Genomic DNA, 26,365 nt, shown 5'->3' on the forward strand with positions numbered 1-26,365 from the left:
ACTAAGGGGAGGGCTAGGGTGGGGTTCTATATTCTGATCGCAAATCATTTAAGATTGCTATATATTAAGTAACTAGGGATCTACTAAGGTGAACACAGAACGAGTGATCGTGATTGGGGCTGGAATTGGGGGATTAACCGCCGGGGCATTGTTGGCCCATCGAGGATATTCGGTTTTAATCTTCGACCAAGGAATTGTCCCAGGAGGGTGTGCTTCTACCTTTCAACGTCGGGGGTTTACCTTTGATGTCGGAGCGACTCAGGTAGCCGGACTCGAACCGGGTGGGATTCATCACCGTATTTTCAAGGAGTTAGGAATTGAATTACCCGCCGCGACTCCCTGTGATCCCGCTTGTGCCGTTTTTTTACCCGAAGAAACTGAACCGATTCAGGTGTGGCGAGATCCCCAAAAATGGCAACAGGAAAGACAGCGACAATTTCCCGGGAGTGAACCCTTTTGGCAGTTAATGACTACCCTATTTCATGCTAGTTGGCGGTTTCAATCCCGTGATCCCGTGCTCCCTCCTGGGAATTTATGGGATCTGTGGCAATTGCTCCAAGCGGTTCGCCCTGATACCTTGATTACCCTGCCTTTTACCCTGATGACGGTGGCTGATGCCCTACGGTTGTATAATTTAGACGGTGATCGGCGTCTGAAAACCTTTTTAGATCTGCAACTGAAGTTATATTCTCAGGTAGACACCGAAGAAACGGCTTTATTGTACGCAGCAACGGCTTTAGGTGTCTCTCAGGAACCCCAAGGTTTATCTCATCTTCAAGGCAGTATGCAGGTATTGAGCGATCGCCTAGTCCAAGCCCTAGAACGAGATGGGGGTAAACTATTCATGCGGCATACCGTTGAAGCCATTGAAACAGAACCGGATCAAGCGATCGCCGTGAAAATTAGGAATCAAAAAACTGGGGAAATTATTCATGAAACCGCCGATCATATTGTAGCTAATATTACCCCACAAAACTTAATTAAATTGTTAGATAAAAACCACAAAAATCATCGGCAATTTTCAATTTTATTACCTCTCTATCAACGACGAATTAAGCAACTTCCTCCGGCGTCGGGAGCATTTGTGATCTATTTAGGAGTACAAGCGATCGCCATACCCCCAGAATGCCCGCCCCATCTACAATTCCTCTATGATCAAGGGGCTATTGGTGAAAATAATTCTCTTTTCGTTTCCGTAAGTCACCCCGGAGATGGACGCGCCCCCGCCGGACAAGCCACGATTATCGCTTCAAGTTTTACTGAAACCCAACAATGGTGGGATTCTCAGGACTATCAAGGTTTAAAACAACAATATATGGACAAGGCGATCGCCCGTTTAGGGTCTTACTTTCACCTAACTCCAGAAACCATTCTGCATCAAGAAGCCGCCACACCTCGCACCTTTGAACGCTATACCGCACGGGATCAAGGAGTTGTTGGCGGAGTCGGTCAACGGGTTTCCACCTTTGGGCCCTTTGGTTTGGGGAATCGTACCCCGATCAAAAATCTTTGGTTAGTAGGAGATTCTACCCATCCTGGAGAGGGAACAGCCGGAGTTTCCTATTCGGCTTTAACCGTTGTTCGTCAAATTGATGCGATTAATTCTTAATAATAATTTTCTGATTCTTAGGAACTTGAATCGATCTCTAATCTCTTTGAATAGACCTCTTGCAAAAAAAATCTATGCTATAATGCCAAACTTTCACTTTCAGACTAAGAGTGTCAACTCATAATTATAAATGGCTGACAACAAATTACAACGAAGACCATAACGGCGACGACGATTTCGATAACGACTCGATAAGATCCTGAAAATTTTGAGGCTCCGATTAACGTGTTCAATCACAATTCGTTGATGAGCCAAATCTTGATTATAGTCTTTTTCTAAGACCGAAAGGTTGCCATTTTTGGGTTTCTTTTTGGGTACATAGCTATTAAAGTGATAATCTTTAATTCCTTGATAGCCACTATCTTGTAAGCTATCAGTTTGGGGGTGAAAATGAATTTCGCTTTTTTTGAATAAGCTAAAATCGTGGCAATGTCCTTCTCCAAAATCTGTACAAATAATCTGTTTAGTTTCTTGATTAATTACTAATTGAATAATGTCAGCAACAATTCGGCAAATAGTTGATTCTGATACTCCCCAATTTGTCCCAATATGAAAATATGTTCTGTATTCTCGCCAATACTCCAAGGCTACTAAAACTTGCTCTTGGAGAGTCAGGTGGGTGTGATGTCCTCTCCTATCTTTAGGATGTTCTAACCTGAACTGCTCTATGGCATTAACCATTTTTTGGAAGGTTTGAATCTTGACACCAAATCTTCGTTTAAATTCATGAGGTTTCAAATTTAGATAAAATTGAGTGTTCATCGCAGAGTTATTGTCTAAATTCACTTTCAATTTTTACCATTTTATGGAGTTTTTAGCAAAAGTTTGTGAAGAATGGTTAGTCTCTAGGATTTTATGAAATTGAGCAAAACTTACCATAATACCATAAAATTATTTTGCAAGAGTTCTAATATAGCTGTTTCTGCAACAAATCCTGATAATATTGTTTGGCAACCCACCCAAGATAAGTTACCTTACTACACAAAAGATCGGGGGGAAACCTGGAATAAAATTGATTTTTTTGCACAAGAAAAAATCGGAGGTGGCGCCCATACCCATTTATGGAACCGACAACAATCCTTAGCGGCGGACTCCGTACAAGCAGATACATTCTATATGTATCATCACCGTCCGGGGTATTTTCTCCGCAGCAAAAATGGGGGAGAAACCTGGGAAATTGCCAATCAAACCTTACCTAGTGGGATCTGGAATGGCGCCAACGTCAAAACCGCCCCCGGAATAGCAGGGGAAGTCTGGGTGAGTCTCAAAGAAAAAGGACTCTACCGCTCCAGGGACTTTGGACAAAATTTTAGTCCCATAGCTAAGGTTGAGGAAGCACAGGTTTTAACCTTTGGTAAAGCAGCACCAGGGGCTAACTATCCGACCGTGTTTATTCATGGACGTATCAACGGCGAACGCGGTATTTTTCGTTCCATTGATGCGGGTCAAACTTGGGTGAGAATTGCCGACTATCCGATGCACTCCTTTGCTGACCCGATGGTAATTACCGGGGATATGAACAGTTTTGGACGGGTATTTATTGGAACTGGGGGAAATGGATTTATTTATGGGGAACCTCAACCTTGATTTGATATTTTCCCGTTAATTGACACTCCCGGTGCCTAAAGGCGTGGGGATTCTTGGTTCAACGAAACCACTTAATCAAAGTGCCTTGCAGTGCTTCAACCAGAGGTGGGATTCTCCCCAAGCGTAAATTCGGGTATGCCCTACCCTATTCGCAGTGAGCCTGTCGAACTGCTGCGAGTTCTTTTTTGACTTGAAACAAATTTGTTTCAAAAACTGGTTGCCTAGCTCCCATGAATCTTTTACCCACTGCTGGGGGAAACTAGAACTGTGCAGCAGAACCGCATAGATTCAATTGTCAAGGTTCAGCGTTCTGCCGTTAAGCAACTAGGTTTTTAGACAGGTTGTTTACCTTTTCCTGTTACTGGAAATAGTACCAGGATCAGATGTCAATAGACAACCCACCAATATAAAGCCGTCCTCCGCTATCGCTAAAGGACGGGGTTTTAAACCCAATTTTTCGATAACGCAAAATGACTTTATGCGACATCAATGAAATTGTGTCAAAATCGAAGTCATGCTAATTTACACGACCCCGACATTCGACGCACAAGCGAAACAGCAAGGCATCCAGAGTCAGGTGGCGGAATTACTCGTCATCCTCAAGACTCAAGGCACAGTGGCGGTACAGGCGCTGTTTGAGTGGAATTATCCCTACTTAAAGCGACCCGTGCGGAACTTGCGTTTACTAGGAAAAATTCTCTGGGTAAATAATGACCCGATTTTATGTTTATTAGCGGTTCTTCCCCGGGGAGGAAACGAGTATGAGGCATTTCTGAGAAATCCAGATGACTACGGAATTAGTCATCTGGATTCGTTAATTGATTCCAAAGAATTAGAAAATAGTATTAATGCCCAACGGGAAGAACAAAAATCCTTTCGCCGTCGCCCCACTTTACCCGAAGATTTACGTCAAATTTGGTTAAAAGGGCCAGATTGGATTAAAAATACCACCGATGCGGTGATTTGTGAAAGTGAAATTTGGGTAACACAATTTAAACAACCAGACACTCAACTGCAATGGCGGACTTATTATGACATTGTGGATAGTTTGGTGGAGAAAAAATCAGGAATTGAAACCACAACAACTGACTTTTTAGGAATTGAAATTGCCGGACAACCGGAGCAAAATCGTTATATTATTTATAGTTGGATTCTCACCTCCGATACTCCTAACCGTAGCGTTTTATTTTTACTTTCTACCTTTAATCATTATCCCACTTCCCAGGATATTCTGGAAGTCGGTCAAATCACTCGTCTGTTTAATTCTAACCCTGGAGAAACCGATGGGGAAGCATCCTCAAAAAACCCTAACCCAACTAACGTTTTAGCCCAGGAATTAAGTTTAGAAGATTTAGCCCGTTATACCCGACGTTCCTATCCCGATTATTTATTAGGAGATTCGGAAATCTGGTTAGAAATTGAGCAGGAATTTGGGATTAATTGGGCTTTATCAATGGAGGAAGAAAAAATTCTCCATGAGTTATCTACCCCGGAAATTAGCCATAGTTCCCTACCAGTTTTTATTAATGGACGGGCGGGGAGTGGTAAATCAACTATGTTATTTTATTTATTTGCCGATTATTGTTATAGATATCAGAAATATTATTTACAACATCGTCAACGATTAAACTCGGTTCCCCATCCTTTATTTTTAACCTATAATGAACAATTATTAGGAAAAGCCAGAGAAGGGGTAAAAAAACTGCTCAAAAGTCACCATAAATTTTTATTAGAAACCGATGGACAGGTAAACAAACCTTCGATTGATATTTGTTTTAAATCCTTTCAACAATTTTTATTAAGTTTACTTCCCCCAGAAGAAAGCGATAAATTTGATCCCGATAAATATATTAATTTTCATGATTTTAGACAACGGTGTAGCCGTCGATATAGTCGTTATTCCCCCGAACTTTGTTGGCATATTATTAGAACATTTATTAAAGGTTATACCCTAACCGGACAAAATGAAGGGTATATGACCCCCGATGATTATGAAGAAATTCCCCGACGAGAACGCAGTTTATCTTTTGATATTTTCCAAGCAATTTATAAGCAAGTTTGGCCTTGGTATTATCAATTAACCACTCGCGAGGGCTATTGGGATGATCAAGATTTAATTAGAAAAGTCTTAGAAGTTAGTGGGGATAATTTACCCGTTTATACGGCTATTTTTTGCGATGAAGCCCAGGATTTTACCAGTTTAGAACTGCGCTTAATTATGCAGTTATCAATCTTTTCCCATTGTGATTTATACCCCCCGGTTTGGTGTTTACCCTTTGCCTTTGCGGGAGATCCGTTTCAGACCTTAAACCCCACGGGATTTCGCTGGGAAAGTGTTAAGGCGACCTTTTTTGATCAAGTTATTGCTGCCCTTGACCCGACCCGACAACTTAATTTATCCATGACTTTTTATGAGCTTGAATCTAATTATAGATCAAGTCCTTCTATTGTTAAAGTTACGAATTTAATTCATCTATGGCGACATATTTTATTCAAAATTCAAGAGTTAAGACCCCAGGAGTCTTGGCAATCTTATATGGAGTCTCCAACTCCGCAAAAGTTTATCTTTGAACAGAATAATTTTTCCGCAGAATCCTTGAAACAACATATTCAGAAATCCCCGATTTTTATTGTTCCCTGTGAAGCAGGAGGGGAGTTAGACTATATTAGACTAGATGAATTTTTATCTCCTTTATTTCCCGATGCCACGGAAGAACATCCCCCTAAGAATATTTTAAGTGCAATTCAAGCAAAAGGATTAGAATTTCCCTTAGTTATTTTATATAAATTTGGGGATCAATTTGCTAAGGAATTTAATCAAAAACCTTTAATTGATTATGTGCAAGGGACGGGGAATCATCCCTTAGAATTGGAATACTTTTTTAATAAACTTTATGTTGCAGCCAGTCGCGGAATGTCGGATTTAATAATTATTGATACAGAAATTGGCGATCGCTGTTTATGGCAATATGCGACGGTTGAAATATTAGCAGAAACCTCATCATTCAACTATCATGAATATTGGTTAAATCAAGTTAAAAAACCGGAGCATTGGCAAACCTATATCGGAGGAGTGCGTTGGGGGGATAATTTAGATGAATTACAACGGGATAACCGCGTCTCCCAAGCTCAAAAATTTGAAGAAAATGGTCGGAATCAAAAAAATGCCGCCGACCTCCGACGGGCGAAACAATTTTATCGAGAATTAGGATATTTAGAAAAAGCTGATTTATGTGAAGCCTTTGCTTTAAAATTCGATAAACGCTTTCGAGAAGCGGGGCGTTTATTCCTAAAAAGAGGTCAGGAATTAGAGGCTTGGGAGTGTTTCTGGGATGGGATGTGTTGGCAAGCTTTAGCGGAATGGTATCATCAATTTCCCCAGAAAAAATCTTTGGAACAACCCTTAGTAGAATTCATGGCCCAAACCTCAAAAACCTTACCGAATATTCGACAATTTACTCAATTTTTAGAGGAAAGTTTGAGTAGTCAAATGATTAAAGAAAACCGCTTAGTCAAGGCTTGGAAATCGGCGGTACAGGATTATAGTCGTCAAGTTAGAATATTAATGCGGGAAAAAATCCTAGACCCTGAAGAATGGCAACGGTTTGGAGAGGTTTTAGAGGGATTAGATGAAGCTAAATATAATGGGGTTTTGGAATTAGGAGGAGATTGTTATTATCGGGCTAAAAACCTACGCCGGGCTGTTCGATGTTGGCAGGAAAGCGGGGCAAATCAAAAACGAGAATATTATCTGGCTCAAGCTGAATTATCTGGATTTCCTGAAGGTTTACCCTATTTGGAAAAAGCCTTAGATTTTGAACGAATTATTGTGGAATGGGAGAAATCTGGGAAGTCAGGAAATCAACAATGGATTAAACATTTAGATTGTTTAGGACGGGCTTTAGAACGACAAAATCGCCTGCGAGATTGGATTAATTATTTAATTAGAATTAAACGTTGGATTGATGCGATCGCTGCGATCGAAAAATGTGGTAAACTAGAGGCAATTCTATTTAGGTTTGAACTAATCCGCCAAATTTCCCATTCTAATTTAACCCCTGAACAAGCCCGAGATTTTCGGGGTCGCTATTTAGCTTTAATTGAAAAAGCCCTATCGGTCTCCAACTGGCGACAAAAGTTAGCGGTCGTTGAGGTAGGAATTGCTTTAGAAAAAATTGGGGAATTAGTCCCAACTCTCAAATTTTATGAACGATTTTTTAATAGTAATGAACCTCCTTTAAAACAGTTTGCTCAAGAACGCTGGTTAGCCACCAAACTCAAACAAAAAGAATATTCCCTAGTCGCCGAACCCATTCGGGCGCAGGAAATTCAACAAGATATTACTCGCCGGGCGAAGGAATGGAACATCGACCCTGCCACCCTCAATTCCGACCCTCCCCGGGTCGATTTAATCGAAAATCACAAATTACTCCAACTCTCGGCTCCAGACCCCTCTCAGGCGAATCCTGACCCCATAGACGATCAAGTTCAGGGTCTACCCCCCGGCACAAAAATCCGCCTTTTAGGGCCGGAAGCCGATGGCTTTAGTTTCCAAATTGGTCATATTCAAGTCAAACGAGCCAAACGGAATAATAGTTTATGGGTACTTTTGACGGATATTTATAGTTCTAAAGCCCTACAAATTGATGTCGATGGAATACAAGGAAAAGTCAGAATTGGAGAATTAATGTTAGAAGTCGCCGACGGTCATCAACTTTCTTTTAATAGTATCACGGGAGATTATCGAGGCACGGTTTTCTATCGAGATGAACAGCCCAGGGTAGAGTTGCATATTCGGGGAGTTTCTAGTATTATCTCCCTTTGAATCAGTCATCAGTGTAGAGACGTGCCATGGCGCGTCTGTAACAGTTATCAGTTTTAGAGTAATTAGTTTTAGAGGCAGGTTGATTTGTGATTTGGGTGATTAATACGGATATGATAGAGCCATGAAGGGCTCACTACGAATTTGATTCAAATATTAGGTACATTTTTATGTCAGAACAATTTTTTACACAAGCGATTCCAGAAATTAGTGTTAAACAATTAGAAAATTTACTTAAAACAGTTCCCGAAACTGATCTTCAGTTAATTGATGTGCGGGAACCTCAAGAAATTGAAATGGCAAAAATAGAAGGATTTATTAACTATCCTTTAAGTCAATATAGTGCATGGTCAGATCAAATTTTAGTTCAACTTGACCCGCACCAAGAAACCCTAATTCTGTGTCATCATGGCATGAGATCAGCCCAAATGTGTCAATGGTTGATTCAGAAAGGTTTCACCCAGGTAAAAAATATTAATGGGGGAATTGATGCTTATTCAGTTTTGGTTGATTCTCAAATTCCTCGATATTAAAATCTCCAGAAAAACATCCATATTATTTCAAAAATAATGATAGAAACCCAAATCAAAAAGTCAGATTTTGTTCTTTCTCCCTACATGAAAAGTAATAATTTATGGGGAACTTATCAAATCTTAAATACCGTTATTCCCTATCTGTTCTTATGGATTTTAGCAGTTAAAGCCGCGGCTATTTCCCTATGGTTGCTACCACCGATTATGGTGTTAATGATCCTGTTTTCAGTCCGTTGTTTTTCCCTAATGCACGATTGCGGACATTACTCCCTATTTAGTTCAAAAAAGGTGAATCGAGTCGTGGGTTTTATGTTTGGTGTCATCAACGCCATCCCCCAATATCCCTGGTCAAGAGGACACGCCTATCACCACAAAACCAATGGGGATTGGGAACGTTATCGTGGCCCCTCGGCTTTGATTTCTACACAGGAATTTGCTAAACTGAGTCCATCGGATCAAGGGTGGTATGAAGTTCTTAGACATCCATTAATGATTTTCCCAGGAGGTTTTTTCTACCTAGCAATTAAACCCAGATTAGCATTAATTCTAGGAACTTATGGTTTTTTTGTTCATGTTTTAACTTCCTTAAAACAATATCCTAATATTAGTTTCAGGCAGCGTTTCTCATCCTATAAATCCAGAAATTGGTATACTACGGGTGAATTTTGGGATCTACTTTTTAACAATATTTGTGTGGTTGGGGGCTGGATTATTCTCAGTCATTATCTGGGCTGGGTGTTCTTCTGGACAGTTTATTCCATCACCCTAACCTGTTCGGCGGCTTTGTTTATTTGTGTGTTTTTTGTACAACATAATTTTGAGGGTTCCTACGCCCACAAAACCGAAGGTTGGGATTATTTACGAGGTGCAATTGAGGGCAGTAGTTACCTGGAATTACCCCGGATTTTAAAATGGTTTGCCGCCGATATTGGCTATCATAATATCCATCATCTTTGTGAAAGAATCCCCAATTATAACCTCGAAGTTTGTCATAATCAGAATATACATTTACTCGCCGGGGTAAAAACCCTGAGAATTTCAGATATTCCTGATTGTTTTAAGTTTATCCTCTGGGATTCTGACGCCAATCGTCCAATCTCAGTCCGCTCATTTCGTCAAGCTGCTGCTTTGAATTCTAAAAACCAAATGGCACCAGTGATTAACTAAGTTTAAATTCCCTTAATATGGAGACCCTTGATTATGGTAGATCAATCTGTTCAATCTAATTTTTCCGATGCTATTGATCAAGGATATTACTTAGATCGAGATTGCACAACTTTATCCCGTCATGTTCTCCAACAACTCCATAGTTTTTCCCACGATGCTCAGGATATTAGCGCCTTAATGAATCGCATCGGATTGGCGGGAAAACTCATCGCCCGTCGCCTATCTCAGTCGGGTTTAGTGGATGATGCGTTAGGGTTTACCGGGGCCGTAAACGTGCAGGGAGAGTCCGTACAACAGATGGATGTTTATTCCAATTCCGTGTTTATTTCGGTGTTCAAACAAAGCGGTTTAGTCTGTCGTTTGGCATCGGAAGAAATGGAAAAACCCTTTTATATTCCCGAAAACTGCCCAATTGGACGCTATACTTTACTCTATGATCCCCTTGATGGTTCATCCAATTTAGATACTAACTTAAATGTCGGATCAATATTTGCGATTCGTCAACAGGAAGGTAATGATGAAGATGGGAAAGCGGTTGATTTATTGCAAAGTGGACGCAAACAAATTGCCGCCGGATATATTCTTTATGGGCCCAGTACGATGCTAGTTTATTCCATTGGAACCGGGGTTCATGCGTTTATTCTTGACCCTAGTTTGGGAGAATTTATTCTAGCTAATGAGAATATTAAGATTCCCAATCATGGGCCGATTTATAGTGTGAATGAAGGGAATTTTTGGCAGTGGGATGAATCCATTCGAGATTATGCTCGTTATGTTCATCGCCATGAAGGATATACCGCCCGTTATAGTGGGGCTTTAGTGGGAGATGTTCACCGAATTTTATATCAAGGGGGCGTGTTTTTATATCCGGGGACTGTGAAGAAACCAGAGGGAAAATTACGGTTATTATATGAGTCTGCACCCATGGCATTTTTAATTGAACAAGCGGGGGGAATGGCTTCAACTGGAACCCAAGAAATATTAGATGTAATTCCCGAAAAACTGCATCAACGCACCCCTTTAATTATTGGTAGTAAAGAGGATGTAATGTTAGTTAAATCATTCATTGAAGATCGCAAACGCAGGGAACAAGAAGGAGGTCTTGAGTAAATTCTATTAAAACCTTAAATTTTGACGGGGTTTAAAGGTTTCAATTTGACGTAATTGTTCATACAATTCTCGTTCTTGGGGAGTAATAGTTTTAGGGAGAACCACTTGAATTTCAATTAATTGGTCTCCCCTTTCTCCTTGAGGATTCGGATAACCTTTATTTGCTAATCGTAACCGTTGACCGGAGACAACTCCCAAAGGTAAACGCATTTTAACCAAACCATCTAAAGTCGGAATATCAATTTCTCCTCCTAATATAGCTTCCGTGGGAGTGACTGGAATTTGACAATAAATTTCTGATTTTTCTACTCTGAAAAAGGGATGGGGAGTAATATTAATTTTTAAAAATAAATCCCCGCCATTCACGCCTTGATTTTTTAATCTAATTTGTTGACCCTTAACCATTCCGGGGGGTAAATCCACTTCTAAAGACCGTCCATCCTCTAAACGAATTCGTTCTTTCCCCCCGGTATAGGCTTTTTCTAAAGGTAAGGTTAATCGCGCCTCAATATCCCGTTTTGTTTCCCTAGGAGTCGGTTTATAAACTGCTTTTGTTCGAGGAGAATTATAGGGGTCAGCCGCCGTCATTTGAGCCGCCTTCGGGTCAACAGTTCGGACTTCTCGCCGCCGTCCTAATAATTGGTCAACAAAGGTATCAAAATCCGAAAAATCTTCATAATCTACATCTTCAGTTTGAGAAATTGTCCGACGACTTCCCCAATTTTTGATTCCTGAAAAAGCATTTTTTTGCCAATCTTGAAACCCTTTTTGTTTCCAAAATTGACTATAATCATCATATTGCGCTCGTTTTTCAGGATCGGATAGAATATTATAGGCTTCGCCAATATCTTTAAAGGTTTCTTCCGCTTCCTTATCCCCAGGATTTAAGTCGGGGTGATATTGTCTCGCTAGTCTACGATAAACCTTCTTAATTTCATCGACAGATGCTTCACGGGAAACCCCTAAAATTTGATAATAATTCCGAAAATTTTGCATAAGTTAAATTTGGGTTAAAGGGTTGATTTTTAAGTTTGCAGAAATCAGGTTTCTCAAATAAACCCGGTTTCTGGGTTTGTTACAACCAATCATCATCATCCCAATTATCCGTTTGAGAATAGCGACGGGAACGGGATACACCGCTACCACCGCCTAAACTACTACCATTATTACTACGTTGGTCATAACGGGGATAACTGCGAGTTTGAGGTTCGTAGGGGTCAACACGACGTTTTTCACCGGAAAAAGTTCGGCGAATTGAACCGAATAAATCATCTTCATCGTCCTCCGTCACAAAAGCTGAAACTTCCCGATTTAACTCATATAAAGCGTCCTGTAAATCCACACTAATTTGATCAATTCCTCGATCATCATCCCGTTCTAAACTATCTCTTAAAGAGCGAATTAAGGTTTCAATTCTTGACCGTTGACGTTGGGCAAATTGCATTCCGTAATCTAGGGCTACTTCCCTTAATTGTCGTTCAGCTTGATAAGTTAACGCTTGGGCGCGGTTGCGTTTTTCGACTTTTTCTCGTTGTAAACGGTCAACTTCTGCATATTTTTCCGCATCCTTAATCATGCGATTAACTTCATCTTGAGACAGGGTAGAAGCTCCCTGAATAATCACACTTTGTTCCCGTCCAGTGGTTTTATCTAAAGCGGTAACTTGTAGAATCCCATTTGCATCAATATCAAGCGCCACTTGAACTTGCGGAACCCCCCGCGGCGCCGGGGGAATTCCAGTTAATTTAAACCGTCCTAAAGACTTATTATCAACGGCTAATTCTCGTTCTCCTTGTACGATATGAACTTCTACCAAAGTTTGGTTATTTTCAGATGTTGAAAAAATATCAGAACGCCTTACGGGAATTGTGGTATTACGGGGAATTAATTTTTTCATCACCCCCCCAATAGTTTCTAATCCTAACGATAAGGGAGTCACATCTAATAATAAAATATCCCGCACATCTCCAGCTAAAATTCCCGCTTGAATAGCCGCACCAACGGCCACAACTTCATCAGGATTAACCCCTTGATTCGGTTCTAAATCAATTAAACTTCTCACTAATTGTTGCACCATTGGCATTCGGGTAGAACCACCAACTAAGATCACATCATCAATATCATTAGAAGTTAATCCAGCATCGGCTAAAGCCTGTTTTACTGGACGGCGTAACCGTTGAATTAAATCTCCACATAACCCCTCAAATTCCCCTCTAGTTAGGCGGATTTCCAAGTGTTTAGGGCCGTCTTCTGTGGCTGCAATAAAGGGTAAATTAATATCAGTAACTCCCACCCCAGAAAGCTCTATTTTTGCTTTTTCGGCGGCTTCTGTTAACCGTTGTAAAGATTGGCGATCGCGTCTTAAATCCACCGCTTCTTCTGATAGGAATTGTTCCGCTAACCAATCAACAATTTTCTGATCAAAATCCGTTCCGCCCAGTTGGGTATCCCCACAGGTAGATTTAACTTCAAATACCCCTTCCCCGACCTCTAAAATTGAGACATCAAAGGTTCCACCGCCTAAATCAAAAACTAAAATAGTCCCATAATCTTGCCGTTCCAAACCATAAGCTAAAGAAGCCGCCGTCGGTTCATTTAATATGCGTTTAACGTCTAATCCGGCAATGCGTCCGGCATCTCTGGTAGCTTGTCTTTGAGAATCATTAAAATAGGCAGGAACCGTAATTACAGCCCCGGTAATTTCTTCCCCCAAATACCGAGTCGCTTCTTCGACTAATTTTTTTAAGATCATTGCTGAAAGTTCCTCCGGGGCAAAATCCTTATTTACCCGGGGACATTTGATCCGAATATTATCGGTTTCATCCCGTCGCATCGTGTAGGGAACCCGTTTTGAGGCAGCAGTGAGATCAGAATAGCGACAACCCATCAGTCGTTTGACCCCATAAAAGGTATTTTGGGGATTCAAAACCGCTTGTCGTCTAGCCATCTGTCCCACGATGCGTTCTCCTTCCTTGGTAAACCCAACGACGGAGGGAGTGGTTCGCATCCCTTCAGAGTTAGCAATCACAACGGGTTTTCCGCCCTCCATGACCGCAACCACGGAGTTCGTTGTTCCCAAGTCAATGCCGACTACTTTGCCCATGCGTTGCTTATCTCCTTGTCTATATGGTTTCTGGCTAGATCACTCCTATTCTATCGTGTTGTAACGCATTGTAACGTCTGACCTCGGCGGTGAAACCCAAAGGGGTAATAGAATTGATACTTTCAGGTCTGAAGCCTGTCCTGATGAAAACTGATAACTGATAACTGATTTTAGCTTTCTTCCTCAGAAGATTTCCGTTTTAACGGTTTAGCAATCGGTTCTCGACGCGCCGGGGGTGGCGCCTCATCCGATGAGAATTTAGGCTTATAGGGAGAATGAGATCCAGTGTTAAACTGACCTTGACCGGATGGTCTTCTGGGGCCACCTTTCGAGAAAGGAGGTCGGCGTTTTTTAGTCGGAATCATGCCAATATCATGGCTTTCTTGGATGACTAAATAATCTTCTTTTAACTGAACGTGCAAATCCCAGAAATGACCGATGGCTCTCATCCCAGCAATTCCTATCAGTTTCAGTTTAAAAAACTTAGGTTTATCATTATCTTTGCGGGGAGCTTGGCGAATTTTAACAATCACATACTTTTCAACTTCTTGAGATTGATAAACAACCTCACCTCGAATAGAAAAATAGCCCTGCTGAACATTCACTAAATCACCGGTTTTATCCTCTGATACTGCTAATTGAGTTTCAGAAGTAACGTCGGTAGAATCCTCGGTTCTCAGGGTTTGAGGTTCCCAAACCCCCATAATTTGAACGTGCAGATTATCTTCTTCTTGGCGGGTACGGGGATAAACCACCCAAATATGATCTTGATCTAAGTCAATATGTTTTTTCACTAAACTCATGACTCGACCCAATAACACCGCATCAAGCAGTTTCCCTTCACTGGTTAGTAAGGTTCCCTGGGTAAACTGATCCGCAGAAGCAATATATCGGCCATGAACTAATCCAATGGCTCGATATTGACGGGCTTCGCTGGGGGGCGGAATCGGACGATGCCAGAGTCGCTCGAACGAGTCGAGGGCATCTGGCTCTAATTCTGCGGTTTGATCTATTTGATCCGGTTCAGACGTGCTAGGGCTGGTCTGGGGCGTATCTTCTGGGGTTTCCGGCGTTTCTGGGGTTTCTGGCGTTTCTATAGTTACACTTTCACTTTCGTTCGGTGTATCAATGGAAACATCTTGAGACTTATGCACGGCTGGCTCACTAGCTGGAGTTGAGCTTGAAGAACGTTTGGATCGAGAGGAACGATTTGGAGAAGGACTCATAACACCTCTTAGCGGAGACACATCCCTTATGGGAGCAAGGACACGGCGAGTAAAAACCCTTTTTCTTTAAAAATTGATCCAGGGCTTTATACTAAACTTAAGTCAAGAATCAACAGTATCAGGACATTTCAACATTTGCACCCTTTCTTGAGAAGGAGGCAACGGTTGCGATCAAGATTGATATGGGTTAACTTGCTTATAACATAAGTCTGGGAGCTTAAAAACTCAGTGTCTTCAGACCTGAGAGTGTCAATGTACTGAATCCCCATCCGGATTGGATAAACCCAGGAGTTTCTACAGTTAGAGTCCATAGGAGCGTTACCACTCCTACCTCTGTTTCAGAATATGGCATTATTTTTGCCTCACACCGCTCCTTGATCACTCCATCCTTATTATAGATCTGACAGGACTTACGCAAGCACGCCATATATTAGGATGCCAAAAGTAGGCGATCGCATACCAATGATAATAGCAATCGCCCCAAGAAGTTATGATTATTTATTTAAAAATAAACCCAAAAGAATCAAAATTAACCCAATTTTAAATACTGCTATGACAACAACCTTTCCCACTGAACAACCCACAACAAACTTACCTGACCATACACAACTCCCCGACTCAGACGGTACATTTGTGAAAAATTTTCAAGAACATCCTCAAAGTATTTTACTCACCGATTCTATTAACCCGGTTCTGCAAAAAATTCATCCCGATGGATACTATTGTATTGGTCAAGATAGTGGGATTTATTGGCGCATAACTGACCCACCCCAACGGGGAGCAGAAGCACCAGATTGGTTTTATGTTGCTAATGTTCCCCCCAGTTTAAATGGTCAAATGCGACGCTCCTATGTGCTTTGGCAGGAATATGTGGCCCCTTTAATTGTTTTAGAATTTGTCTCTGGAGATGGTTCGGAAGAACGGGATAAAACCTCTTTATGGACGGCGGAATCAGAAGGTAAAAAACCGGGTAAATTCTGGGTTTATGAGCAAGTCATTCATCCAGCATTTTATGGGATTTATGAAGTACAAAAATCCAGTATTGAAGTATATCATTTGGTTGAAAATCACTTTCAACCTTTGCCCAAAAATGAACGAGGACACTATCCCATTACTTGTCTAGGTGTTGAATTAGGAATTTGGCAAGGTGAATATCAAAATGTAGAATTGCCTTGGTTACGCTGGTGGGATAGTGCCGGGAATTTGTTATTAACAGGAAATGAACGGGCAGAAATGGAAGCTCAACGGGCAGAAATGGAAGCTCAACGGGCAGAACGTTTAGCCGCACAATTACGAGCATTAGGAGTTACACCGGAAGATTGATCATTTTTGTGAAAAAAACCGTAGGGGTAATTCATGAATTACCCCTACTACCACTATTGATTTAGGATTGCTATACCTATAAAAAATAATTTGATATAATCAAAGTTAAAAATCTTACTGTTCTATAAAGTTTTATAAATAGTATAACCATGGCTTTAATTCCAGATTCTTCTATTGGCGCTTTAGTCGGGAATAACTCATCTGAATTAATTTCCCTATTCCCAGGACAGTTATCCAACTATCCCGGCGGGGTGTTAGGACTCGATGGGAATGATACTGTATTCGGTCTCGGTGATAATGAGTTGATTTTAGGGAACACAGGTTTTGACCAGTTATGGGGTGGGGAGGGTGTCGATACCCTATTTGGGGGTAAGGATGGGGATATCCTTGAGGGAGAAGCGGGGAATGATGTCCTGTTTGGCAACCTAGACGCCGATACTCTTTTTGGGGTCGAGGGGTTTGATAGTTTATTTGGGGGGAAAGCCGATGATGTCTTAAACGGTGAAGGGGGAAATGATACCCTATCAGGGGACTTAGGGGCTGATACCCTCACCGGAGGCATTGGTCAGGATGTGTTTTTGCTACAACAACAAGGTCAAGGACGGGACTGGATTAGGGATTTTGAACGGAATATTGATTTAATTCAACTGCCTAATAACGTCGGCGAAGTGCAAGTCCAAGCGGTAGGAAGTAATCAAACTCGCCTGGTTGTCAGTGCTACTAACGAAGAACTCGCCCTTTTGGATGGGATTGTACCATCGGACTTACAGGCGAGTGATTTCATCGGTCAGGGATTTACTTTGAAAAAAGATAATGTCTCTCCTCCTCCCTCTGACTTTGTGCAACAGGTCTTAAACTTAACTAATGATTTCCGCAGTCAAAATGGTTTACGTCCCCTAACTCTGAACACTAAGTTAAATGCAGCCGCCCAGGAACAAAGTCAAGATATGGCGCAGCAAGACTTTTTTAACCACATCGGCTTAGATGGTTCCACCCCCGCAACCCGCGCCCAAAACCAGGGATACAGTTTTTCTTTTATCGGCGAAAATATTGGTGCCGGGTATCAAACCCCTGGGGAAGTAGTTCAGGGATGGATTGATAGTCCAGGGCACCGGGAAAACTTACTTAACCCCAATTACGCTGAAATTGGCATTGGCTATTTCTATTTAGAAAATGATACGGGGTTTGAAAATTGGAACCACTATTGGACACAGGTATTTGGGACGGTAATGGGTAATGGGTAATTACGAATTACGAATTACGAATTACGAATTACGAATTACGAAGGGGTAATTTTTGACACTCTCAGGTCTGAAGACACGCTCGATTCTGCGGACAGGATTAGTTTAATCTAATTCTCGCTACGATTGCCGCATATCGTCTACTGAGTTGATCGGACGAAAAACCCGATCTTCCCGATACTTTTACTTTTGAATCAAAACACTTTCAGAAGATATCACTAAGCCAAATTGCGGTACGCTCCATATCCTGCCTTTACTTGCTCCTTGCTTGTCATACTGCCGTTAAAATTAAATCTAACCGTTGTTTCAGGGGAGCCGGGATTTCTCCGATACTAGGATACTTCAACACGCAGATATTTATTGTTCTTACTCATGTGTTTTTGATTCTAGCACATTTTTTGATATTTCAATGGGAATAAATTCCCCTGTGTCGCGTTTCCTCTCAGGTCTGAAGACACTGAGTTTCCACTCTCCCATCTTTTTCTTATGAATTGCCTTTACCATCAATTACAGGCGCTTTAATAATATTCCTGTTTGCCAATAATAGGCTTCTTGTTTAACCGCCAAAACTTGGAAAAAGGGTTTCCATTTTTCCCGGAAAGAATTCACGTCATAGAAAACCAAAGACCGGGTATCCCGTCCTAGGGTAAACATGGCAAAATCTTGATTAATATATTCAAAATAGTTCTGAATACAGGCTTGTTTTTGTTCTGGAGGCCAGACATTATTATTAGAAAGCCATAATTCAGGAGATTCTTTGATTTTATCAAAAATATAACTTTCTTGAATTGTAATAAAAGCTAGTCCTCCGGGTTTTAAAATCCGACGCAGTTCTAATAACCAAGCATCGGCTAAATCGTCAATATGGGTGAAGACTGAACCCGCATAAATTAAATCAAAATAGCGGTCTTCAAAGGGTAAATGGGGTAGGGTTGTTCCAACAAAAAAATGAAAGGGAGGACTCATATTTTCTTGACACCAAGCAATACAATCCGCACTAATATCGGTTCCCCAAATTTCACAAATTTCTGATAAATCGGCTAACTCTCGAAGAATGCGTCCCGAAGCACAACCAAAATCTAAAATTCGGCTTCCAGTTTTGAGGAAATATCCACACTCTCGCAATACACTTAGCATCACCTGAACTTGCGTTTTTCCTGAGTTCAGATAATATTCTTCATTCTCTGCAAAAACTAACCTCAAATCTTCAGGAGGAACGGGAAATTGCCATTTTCCAGTTTGGGGATTTTTGCCTAAAATATTGGGTTTAGGTAAACAATAGGAGGGAGATTGTCCCGATTTTGGATAATATTTTAACCAGTCAATGGGTTCGAGTTGATGGGGGGAGGGGGTAGAATCAAGTCCGAGAATTTTATCTAATTTTTGTTGAGCTAAACTATAATCTGGATTCAGTTTTAAAGCAGTTTCAAAACAAGGAATAGCATCGGATTTTTGTTGTAAATTCAGATAGGCTAAACCCAAGTTATAATAGCAGGAAGGTTCGGAGGAATTTAGTTCTAAAGCTTTTTGATAGACGGAAATAGCGTCTTGCCATTGCTGCAATTGAATAAACCCATCCCCTAAATTTTTATAAGACCAAAAGAAATCCGATTTAATTTGATTGGCTGTGGTATAAACTTTAATGGCTTCTTGCCATCTTTCTAAATTAAATAGAGAATCGGCTAAATTAATATAACACCAGAAAAAACTCGGATCAATAGAAATTGCTTGCTGACAAATGGGAATAGCTTCTTCCCATCTTTCTAAATGAATTAATACTTTGCCTAAACTAGCATACGACCAAAAAAAGTCGGGTTTTAATTCAATCGCACGGCGATAAATAGGAATAACAGTTTCCCATTGTTCTAAAGTGGTTAATGCTTCTGCTAATTTTTGATAAACTCCCCAAAAGTTCGGGTCTAATTCAATCGCTTTTTGATAAATAGGAACCGCTTTTTCTAGTTGTTTAGTTTGGGTTAAACATTCCCCTAAACCATTATAGGCCCAAAAACAATTGGGGTCGAGTTGAATCGCTTTTTCATAAATTGGAATTGCCGCTTCCCAGCGCTGTAATTTAATTAAGGCTTCTCCTAAATTATTATAGGCCCAGAAATCATTAGGACTTAATTCAATTACATTTTGATAGGCTGTAATTGCTTGTTCAAATTCTTGGGTTTTCAGGGAAAGATTGCCAATTTTTTGATATCCTAAGAGAAATTTAGGTTCAAGATTAATTAGTTTTTGGTAACAAGCGATCGCTTCGGTAAAATTCTCACTTTCTTGAAATTTAATCGCCTGTTGATATAATTCCGTAATCAGGTCAGCATAGGGATGAGTTGATTCAGTCATAATCAGACTATCTTCTGGATTAGATGGGGTCATATTATCCGGTACACTTGGTTACATTTATATATTATATCATTGAATCAGAAACCCGTCAAAAGGGAAACATTTATTTTACCTTTTAACTTATGATTATCTGCCTCCAATATTAACATTTTGTACCCGCACAGGAACGCAACCATGGCTCATTTCAGCGATTTGTAATGGTTCTCCTTTTCCACACATATTAGTTCCGCATTGTTGCCATTCAGAAGCCTGGTTAATCGCATCAACTTGATTCCAAAAATCCGTTGTCATGGCGTGATAGGTGACATCTTTTAGCATTCCGACAATTTTGCCATTTTTAATCTGCCAAAAAGCATCTTTGAGGAATTTTTTATTAATTCTGAGAAGATTTTTTTCTAGGAGATTCGGAAACCGAAGCAGCAGGTAATTTGGCTGGTGATGGCGGAGTTTTAGGCGGTTTAGATTTAAGTGTAATGATTTTATCTTTTTTCATTTCTTCTAAAACAACCTCACTAATAATATTAGCTCCATGGGAGGTAAAATGAACCCCATCATTAATTTTAACTGATTTGTGTTTCCCAGATTTATCTGCAACAACGGCGGCATATTTTCCCCCGGATGCAAAGACTTCCCAGGTTGAGATGTATTCGATTTTGGGATAAGATTTGCTGACCTCTTGATAGGTTTTATTAAAGGAACTAAAAAATCGATTATAACGGGGTTTTCTCGACATAGGTTGACCTACCCAATATACTTTTCTAACTGAAGAATTTGAGAGTAATTTTGCATAACGTTCTACTCGTTCTTGATAAGCTTGTTCCCATTCTTTTGTAAAAATTCGTTGATAACGTCCGTTTATATCTGTGATATCTTGACCTTCATTTCCCCCAAATAAAACTACAATTACATCAGGTTGATAACTTTTGATCAAGGTTGATGTGCGATTATACCAATTATAATAATCAATTCGATTCAGGCCACTGGAGGGTTTATAATCTAATTTGGTATTGCTAATTTGATAGGTTTTGCGGAGACTAGACTGAAGTTTAATTCCTAAATCAAACATAATAGAATCACCGACAAATAAAAAGCGAGTGTAGGGTTTTTCTGGTTGAGGTTTGGGTTTAATGGGGGGAGAGGAAATGGGGATTTTTGTGGGTTGAGGACTAGGATCAGGAATGGGTTTAGACTCAGGAAAAATAGCCACACTGTTTAGGGTTGCGATTTCAGTGGGAGGTGAAAGTTGATCTAAATTAACATCTTTGATTTGGTTCCAGAATGCTTGTTCTGTTTGACGAAATCCCTCTAGTTTCAACTGTTGTGCGGCTTGTTTGATCGTGGGTTGAAGAAAGGAACTTGATGCAATGCTTTTGAGAAATAAGGAAAAGTTAGAAAAAATTAATGTTAAACTTACTAAACAGACTAGCAGTAAAAATTCTCGATCTTTCATTGGGGTTTAAAAATTAAAATAAATAAAGGGAGGAACACTATTCGGGCCTAGCATAAGAATAGAATACACAAATCCAGAGATTAAAACAATCCTAAAGAAAATATTTTTTAAAGCAAATAACCTAACCAAAGCGGAGGTAATGGGTTGACTATAAAAATTAATCCCAACTAAAATAATAAAAATCACCAGATAAAGCTGCCAAAAATTAAATTGAAAGGTTTGAATTTCTGAATTCCAAATCCCTCGGATGAAATTGAGTGCAGTTTCTATATTAGAAGATTGGAAAAAGATCCAACTCAAGGTAATAAACCCAAAGGTTAAACCCCAATTTAAAATCGGTATTATCCTAGATAAAATCGAGTCTTTTTTAATATTGATTTGAGCAGTAATTTTTTCTTTAAAGTAATGATTTAATCCCAATCCTAAACCATGAATTCCCCCCCAAACAATAAAGTTTAACCCCGCACCGTGCCAAAATCCACCGATAAGTAAAGTTAGAAATAAATTTAGATATTTTTGGTTTTGACCTCGTTGGTTTCCCCCCAAAGGAATATAAAGATAATCCCTCAACCATTCCGATAAACTAATATGCCATCGATGCCAAAATTCCTGTAAACTTAAAGAACGATAGGGACAGTTAAAATTTTGAATTGGGCGGAATCCAAATACACTAGAAATTGCATTGGATAAATCGGAATAACCACTAAAATCGACATAAATTAAACAGGAGTAGGATACCGCAGCTAATATTAAATCCCCGGAAGAATAGGAACTAGGATCGGAAAATGGAAGTTGAGTAAAGTTAAATAGAAAACTAGATAAGGTATATTTTTTGAACAGTCCTGATAAAATTAATACAATCACTTCTTCGATTTTATAATCATATTTTTGAGAAGAATTAAGTTGTTGATAAAACTCTTTGGCTCTAGCAATAGGGCCAGAGGCAATTTGAGGAAAATAACTAATATAAATGGTATAATCTAGCCATCGGGGAAAGGGAAGTTTCTGGCGATAGCAATCAATTAGGTGAGAAATAATTCTAAAGGTATAGAAAGAAACACCGATGGGAACTAGAATTTCTAAGGGTTGGAAGGTGGAAGTAAAGGGTAAAAAAGAGAATAATACCAAGAAACTATCTACAAAAAAATTATAATATTTAAACGTTCCTAAATATAAAATGTTAAAAATAATTCCTAAAATTAACCATGATTTAGCGTTTTTAGGATCAGATTTTAATCCCAAAAGGATACCATAATTAATTCCAATGCTGATTAATAATAAACTTAAAAAATTTAGCCCCCAAAAGGAGTAAAAAATTAAATTTGCCAGCAATAAAAATATTTTATATAAATCAATTGATTTTTTTAAGGAAATTCCTAAGCTAAATATAAGAATAAAAAATATTAGGAAGGAATAGGTTGGAAATAACATAGAAAAAATTAAGAGATTAGATAAACTGTTGAGTATGGGGAATGGGCAATGGTTTAAACAGGAAATAATGATTATTTCTCTTATTATAAAATTTGTCTCCAATAACTAGGAGCTTTGAAAAGAAAAAATGATGTAGAAAAAATAGGAATAGTGAACATAGGTTAAGGAGAAAATGAGAAATTTTCAATGCTCAGAAACTCTTGATCACGGATCAGGTTAAAATAATCTGTATAATTGATCATAAACCTTTAATCACCCGATCCTAAAGAGTTGAGTTTAAGTAGGAATTAAATAATGATACACAGCAATAGACGCAGAAATCAATTTTTTGGGATTTGGTTTTGCCTCCTAATTCTGGGGTCTTTTTGGGTTTCAGGAATTGTTGTCCCAGCGATGGCAGGGGAAGGACAATCCGCAGAAATGATCAATTCTAATTCTAAGGCGGAAGATATTTTTAATCAAGGGATGACACGCTATCGAGAAGGGACAGTTGCGGGGTTTCGGGGGGCGATTCAAAAGTGGGAAGCAGGGTTACGTCTGTGGCGGGAAGCTAATAATCCTCAGCAAGAATTGATCACTCAAAATTTTTTATGTTCTGTTTATAGTAATTTAGGAGAATATTCCCAGGCGATTAATTGTTATAATCAATTACTGGTTTTAACTGAAACTCTGGAAGATCTGCAAACCCAAGGCACAACCTTAATTTCTATTGCTAAGATTTATAGTCAATTAGGGGAGTATCAAAAAGCCTTAGATACTCTCAATCAAACCTTTCCTTTATGGCAAAAAACTAATTTTAAAACCGGAGAGATTGCCACTTTAAATGAGATGGCTTTGATTTATTTTAATTTAGGAGAATTTCAACAAGCTCTTAATTATTATAATCAAGCCTTGGCGGGGGTTAAGTCTTTAGGAAATCCGACTAATGTGGCGGCAATTTTAAATAATATTGCCCAGGTAGAATCGGAATTAAATCAGTTTGAAATTGCCCTAAAACATAATCAACAAGCGTTAGGTTTATGGGAAGAAGTGATTAATAAATTTGGAGATAGTACGGCGATTAATGTACAGCGAGGCAAAGGAGCAACTTTAAATAATATTGGATTTATTTATGCCAATTTGAACCAATTAGATTCAGCTTTAGAAACCTATAATCAAGCCTTAAATTTATGGCAAAAAATAGGCGATCGCACCGGAGAAGCCAGCACCTTAAATAATATCGGGTTTATTTATTTTCAACAAAATAAGTTAGATCAGTCTTTAGAATTATATCATCAATCTTTAAAAATTCGTCAGGAAATTGGCGATCGCCCAAAAGAAGCCCTATCTCGGTATCGAGTGGCAACAGTTGAACGAAAACAGGGTAATTTTGCCGATGCGATCGCTCAAATGGAAACGGCTTTAACTATTATTGAAGATTTACGAACCCAGATTAATAATCAAGATTTAAGATCTTCTTTTTTAGCATCTAAACAGGATTATTACCAATTCTATATTGATTTATTAATGCAACTGAATCAACAACAACCCAATCAAGGATGGGATGGAAAAGCCTTACAAATTAGTGAACGAGCAAAAGCTAGATCCCTATTAGATATTTTAGCTGAAGCTCAAGGAGAAGTTACCTCTGGAGTTGACCCAAAACTGTTAACTCAAAAACAAACCTTAAAACAAAAATTATCGACCTTAGAAGCACAGCGAGTTAAACTTTTAAGTCAGTCCCATACCGATAAACAGAAACAGGAACTTAACCAAGAAATTGAAAACTTACTCCAAGAATATAGCCAAGTATTAGATAATATTCAGGTAAATAATCCCCATTATGCCGCCTTAGCTCAACCCCAACCCTTAACTTTAACTGGGATTCAAAAGTTATTAGATGACCAGACAGTTTTATTAGAATATTCTCTTGGCAAAGAACGTAGTTATTTATGGGCGGTAACTCCTACCTCGATCAAAAGTTATGAATTACCCTCAGAAGAAATTATTAAAACAGCCGTTAAAACCTTTAGAGATAATCTAATTTTCCCCAGTAAAAGATTGAGGCGATCGCTCTACGAAGAAACTGGAAAAGCCCTGACTCAAATTGCTTTTCCCTTAATCCCATCCTTAAAAAATAAACGATTATTGATTGTCGCCGATGGAGCATTACAATATGTTCCTTTCGCCGCCCTTCCCGAACCCGAAACACCTGGGGAGAGCGAGGTTATTCCTTTAATTATTAATCATGAATTATTAACCCTACCCTCGGCTTCAGTTTTAGGAATTATCCGGGCAGAAAATCAAAATCGGAAACCCTCAGATAAACTCTTAGCTGTATTAGCTGATCCCGTATTTGCTCCCACAGATGAGCGCTTAAAATCTGTTGTTTTTCAAGGGATTAAAGCCCTTCCGCCAGATTTAGAACGTTCCGCCAGAGAATCGGGAATTTTATTTGATCGTTTGCCCTTTACCCAAGAAGAAGCAACCCAAATTTTAGCCTTAGTTCCTGAAGAATATCGTTTACAAGAAGTGGGCTTTAATGCTAGTCGAGAAAACGCAACAAATCCCCAATTAAGTCAATACCGTTTTGTGCATTTTGCCACCCATGGTTTACTCAATAGTGAAAATCCTCAATTATCAGGTTTAGTTTTTTCTTTAGTTAATCAAAATGGAGAATCTCAGAATGGATTTTTACGACTTTATGATATTTTTAACTTAAATTTACCTGTAGAATTAGTCGTATTAAGTGCTTGTGAAACCGGATTGGGTCAGGATATCAAAGGAGAGGGATTAGTAGGTTTAACCAGAGGATTTATGTATGCGGGAGCAAGTCGAGTGGTAGTGAGTTTATGGAAAGTTGATGACCAATCAACGGCCGAATTAATGGTTAAATTTTATCAAGGAATATTAGGGGAAGGATTAGCTCCTGGGGCGGCTTTACGACAAGCTCAAATTCAGATGCAAAACGATTTGGAATGGATACCTCCCTACTATTGGTCAGGGTTTACTTTACAAGGAGAATGGCGAGGAATTCAATATTAAATCTATCTATGATATGGTCATTATTATGGAATAGCCAACAGAAATTAGATCGGGACAAGATTAGTCAGAATTATTTTCTATTTGACTTTGTTGCTCGTATTGCTCAATTACATTTTCAATGATTTTATTACTAACATCTGATAAATTTGATTTAGAATAAATGGTGGCTAGAATTATATTTTGTTCGGTTTTTAGATAATAAATGACGCGATAACCACTACTTTTTCCTTTTTGAATATTGCTATTTTTGAGACGAACTTTGAATACTTGATATTTAACGCCTACTATTCTATCACCAGGGGTTTGACCTGATTGAAGTTGCTCGATTAAGGGTTGAATATCGGTACGAATTGAACGATAGGATTTAGCAAGTTCTCGCAAATCCCTTTT

Annotated in this window: 18 protein-coding genes; 9 read left to right on the forward strand and 9 right to left on the reverse strand. The window is 39.3% G+C overall.

Annotation, left to right across the window (positions count from 1 at the left end; all coding sequences use genetic code 11):
* Nucleotides 1-88: 88 nt before the first annotated feature.
* Entirely contained in the window at nt 89-1,609 is a 1,521-nt protein-coding gene (gene crtD, locus AC559H_RS14720; protein WP_026795857.1) for a C-3',4' desaturase CrtD, read from the forward strand.
* Between the two features lie 99 nt (nt 1,610-1,708).
* Here the strand turns inward: crtD and AC559H_RS14725 are convergent, their stop codons facing one another.
* Nucleotides 1,709-2,371: an IS5/IS1182 family transposase gene (locus AC559H_RS14725; RefSeq protein WP_026793975.1), complete on the reverse strand. Its 663-nt coding sequence runs from the start codon at nt 2,369-2,371 to the stop codon at nt 1,709-1,711.
* A gap of 93 nt (nt 2,372-2,464) precedes the next feature.
* Here AC559H_RS14725 and AC559H_RS14730 point away from each other — a divergent pair, with 93 nt between their 5' ends.
* The 5 genes from AC559H_RS14730 (at nt 2,465) to fbp (ending at nt 10,828) form a co-directional block, all read left to right on the forward strand.
* Nucleotides 2,465-3,196, forward strand: a complete 732-nt coding sequence (locus AC559H_RS14730) for a WD40/YVTN/BNR-like repeat-containing protein (RefSeq protein WP_026798534.1) — start codon at nt 2,465-2,467, stop codon at nt 3,194-3,196.
* Between the two features lie 514 nt (nt 3,197-3,710).
* Nucleotides 3,711-8,021, forward strand: coding sequence for a hypothetical protein (locus AC559H_RS14735; protein WP_026795859.1), 4,311 nt, complete (start codon nt 3,711-3,713; stop codon nt 8,019-8,021).
* A gap of 167 nt (nt 8,022-8,188) precedes the next feature.
* The gene (locus AC559H_RS14740) at nt 8,189-8,551 is read left to right on the forward strand and encodes a rhodanese-like domain-containing protein (RefSeq protein WP_026785516.1); all 363 of its coding nucleotides are present in this window, start codon (nt 8,189-8,191) and stop codon (nt 8,549-8,551) included.
* A 36-nt stretch (nt 8,552-8,587) separates the two neighbouring features.
* Nucleotides 8,588-9,718 carry a fatty acid desaturase gene (locus AC559H_RS14745; protein WP_237745628.1) on the forward strand — a complete coding sequence of 377 codons (1,131 nt, stop codon included), beginning with the start codon at nt 8,588-8,590 and terminating at the stop codon, nt 9,716-9,718.
* 33 nt (nt 9,719-9,751) lie between these two features.
* Nucleotides 9,752-10,828, forward strand: a complete 1,077-nt coding sequence (gene fbp / locus AC559H_RS14750) for a class 1 fructose-bisphosphatase (RefSeq protein WP_026785514.1) — start codon at nt 9,752-9,754, stop codon at nt 10,826-10,828.
* Between the two features lie 6 nt (nt 10,829-10,834).
* Here the strand turns inward: fbp and AC559H_RS14755 are convergent, their stop codons facing one another.
* From AC559H_RS14755 to patR, 3 genes are all read right to left on the reverse strand, one after another.
* Complete coding sequence (locus tag AC559H_RS14755) at nt 10,835-11,824, reverse strand: DnaJ C-terminal domain-containing protein (protein WP_026795861.1); 990 nt, start codon at nt 11,822-11,824, stop codon at nt 10,835-10,837.
* Between the two features lie 79 nt (nt 11,825-11,903).
* Complete coding sequence (gene dnaK, locus AC559H_RS14760) at nt 11,904-13,931, reverse strand: molecular chaperone DnaK (protein ID WP_026785512.1); 2,028 nt, start codon at nt 13,929-13,931, stop codon at nt 11,904-11,906.
* 170 nt (nt 13,932-14,101) lie between these two features.
* Entirely contained in the window at nt 14,102-15,157 is a 1,056-nt protein-coding gene (patR, locus tag AC559H_RS14765; protein WP_026795862.1) for a heterocyst master regulator PatR, read from the reverse strand.
* Nucleotides 15,158-15,709: 552 nt separating this feature from the next.
* On the opposite strand from patR, the gene AC559H_RS14770 reads away from it, so the two are divergent.
* Nucleotides 15,710-16,480: a Uma2 family endonuclease gene (locus AC559H_RS14770; protein ID WP_026795863.1), complete on the forward strand. Its 771-nt coding sequence runs from the start codon at nt 15,710-15,712 to the stop codon at nt 16,478-16,480.
* A gap of 149 nt (nt 16,481-16,629) precedes the next feature.
* Nucleotides 16,630-17,724 (forward strand): CAP domain-containing protein, encoded by a 1,095-nt coding sequence (locus AC559H_RS14775; protein WP_026795864.1) that lies wholly within the window; start codon nt 16,630-16,632, stop codon nt 17,722-17,724.
* Nucleotides 17,725-18,228: 504 nt separating this feature from the next.
* Here AC559H_RS14775 and AC559H_RS14780 read toward each other — a convergent pair.
* From AC559H_RS14780 to AC559H_RS14795, 4 genes are all read right to left on the reverse strand, one after another.
* A complete protein-coding gene (locus tag AC559H_RS14780; protein ID WP_026795865.1) occupies nt 18,229-20,103 on the reverse strand; it encodes a tetratricopeptide repeat protein in 1,875 nt (624 codons plus the stop codon).
* 93 nt (nt 20,104-20,196) lie between these two features.
* Nucleotides 20,197-20,388, reverse strand: a complete 192-nt coding sequence (locus AC559H_RS14785) for a hypothetical protein (protein ID WP_026795866.1) — start codon at nt 20,386-20,388, stop codon at nt 20,197-20,199.
* Nucleotides 20,389-20,443: 55 nt separating this feature from the next.
* Nucleotides 20,444-21,520, reverse strand: a complete 1,077-nt coding sequence (locus AC559H_RS14790) for an SGNH/GDSL hydrolase family protein (RefSeq protein ID WP_071782742.1) — start codon at nt 21,518-21,520, stop codon at nt 20,444-20,446.
* A gap of 6 nt (nt 21,521-21,526) precedes the next feature.
* Entirely contained in the window at nt 21,527-22,951 is a 1,425-nt protein-coding gene (locus AC559H_RS14795; protein ID WP_026795867.1) for an MBOAT family O-acyltransferase, read from the reverse strand.
* 294 nt (nt 22,952-23,245) lie between these two features.
* Here AC559H_RS14795 and AC559H_RS14800 point away from each other — a divergent pair, with 294 nt between their 5' ends.
* Nucleotides 23,246-25,975 carry a CHAT domain-containing tetratricopeptide repeat protein gene (locus AC559H_RS14800; protein ID WP_237745592.1) on the forward strand — a complete coding sequence of 910 codons (2,730 nt, stop codon included), beginning with the start codon at nt 23,246-23,248 and terminating at the stop codon, nt 25,973-25,975.
* A 60-nt stretch (nt 25,976-26,035) separates the two neighbouring features.
* On the opposite strand, the gene AC559H_RS14805 is transcribed toward AC559H_RS14800, so the two are convergent.
* Entirely contained in the window at nt 26,036-26,356 is a 321-nt protein-coding gene (locus AC559H_RS14805) for an addiction module antitoxin (RefSeq protein WP_051319709.1), read from the reverse strand.
* Between the last annotated feature and the right edge of the window lie 9 nt (nt 26,357-26,365).

It is taken from the genome of Planktothrix prolifica NIVA-CYA 540 (assembly GCF_963864145.1).
In the GTDB taxonomy this organism is placed as follows: Bacteria; Cyanobacteriota; Cyanobacteriia; order Cyanobacteriales; family Microcoleaceae; genus Planktothrix; species Planktothrix agardhii.

Bases quoted from the DNA above. Each gene is read 5' to 3' on its own strand.
- AC559H_RS14725 (WP_026793975.1), bottom strand. From the start codon at position 2,371: ATGAACACTCAATTTTATCTAAATTTGAAACCTCATGAATTTAAACGA.
- AC559H_RS14730 (WP_026798534.1), top strand. From the start codon at position 2,465: ATGAAATTGAGCAAAACTTACCATAATACCATAAAATTATTTTGCAAG.
- AC559H_RS14735 (WP_026795859.1), top strand. From the start codon at position 3,711: ATGCTAATTTACACGACCCCGACATTCGACGCACAAGCGAAACAGCAA.
- AC559H_RS14740 (WP_026785516.1), top strand. From the start codon at position 8,189: ATGTCAGAACAATTTTTTACACAAGCGATTCCAGAAATTAGTGTTAAA.
- AC559H_RS14745 (WP_237745628.1), top strand. From the start codon at position 8,588: ATGATAGAAACCCAAATCAAAAAGTCAGATTTTGTTCTTTCTCCCTAC.
- fbp (WP_026785514.1), top strand. From the start codon at position 9,752: ATGGTAGATCAATCTGTTCAATCTAATTTTTCCGATGCTATTGATCAA.
- AC559H_RS14755 (WP_026795861.1), bottom strand. From the start codon at position 11,824: ATGCAAAATTTTCGGAATTATTATCAAATTTTAGGGGTTTCCCGTGAA.
- dnaK (WP_026785512.1), bottom strand. From the start codon at position 13,931: ATGGGCAAAGTAGTCGGCATTGACTTGGGAACAACGAACTCCGTGGTT.
- patR (WP_026795862.1), bottom strand. From the start codon at position 15,157: ATGAGTCCTTCTCCAAATCGTTCCTCTCGATCCAAACGTTCTTCAAGC.
- AC559H_RS14770 (WP_026795863.1), top strand. From the start codon at position 15,710: ATGACAACAACCTTTCCCACTGAACAACCCACAACAAACTTACCTGAC.
- AC559H_RS14775 (WP_026795864.1), top strand. From the start codon at position 16,630: ATGGCTTTAATTCCAGATTCTTCTATTGGCGCTTTAGTCGGGAATAAC.
- AC559H_RS14780 (WP_026795865.1), bottom strand. From the start codon at position 20,103: ATGACCCCATCTAATCCAGAAGATAGTCTGATTATGACTGAATCAACT.
- AC559H_RS14785 (WP_026795866.1), bottom strand. From the start codon at position 20,388: ATGCTAAAAGATGTCACCTATCACGCCATGACAACGGATTTTTGGAAT.
- AC559H_RS14790 (WP_071782742.1), bottom strand. From the start codon at position 21,520: ATGAAAGATCGAGAATTTTTACTGCTAGTCTGTTTAGTAAGTTTAACA.
- AC559H_RS14795 (WP_026795867.1), bottom strand. From the start codon at position 22,951: ATGTTATTTCCAACCTATTCCTTCCTAATATTTTTTATTCTTATATTT.
- AC559H_RS14800 (WP_237745592.1), top strand. From the start codon at position 23,246: ATGATACACAGCAATAGACGCAGAAATCAATTTTTTGGGATTTGGTTT.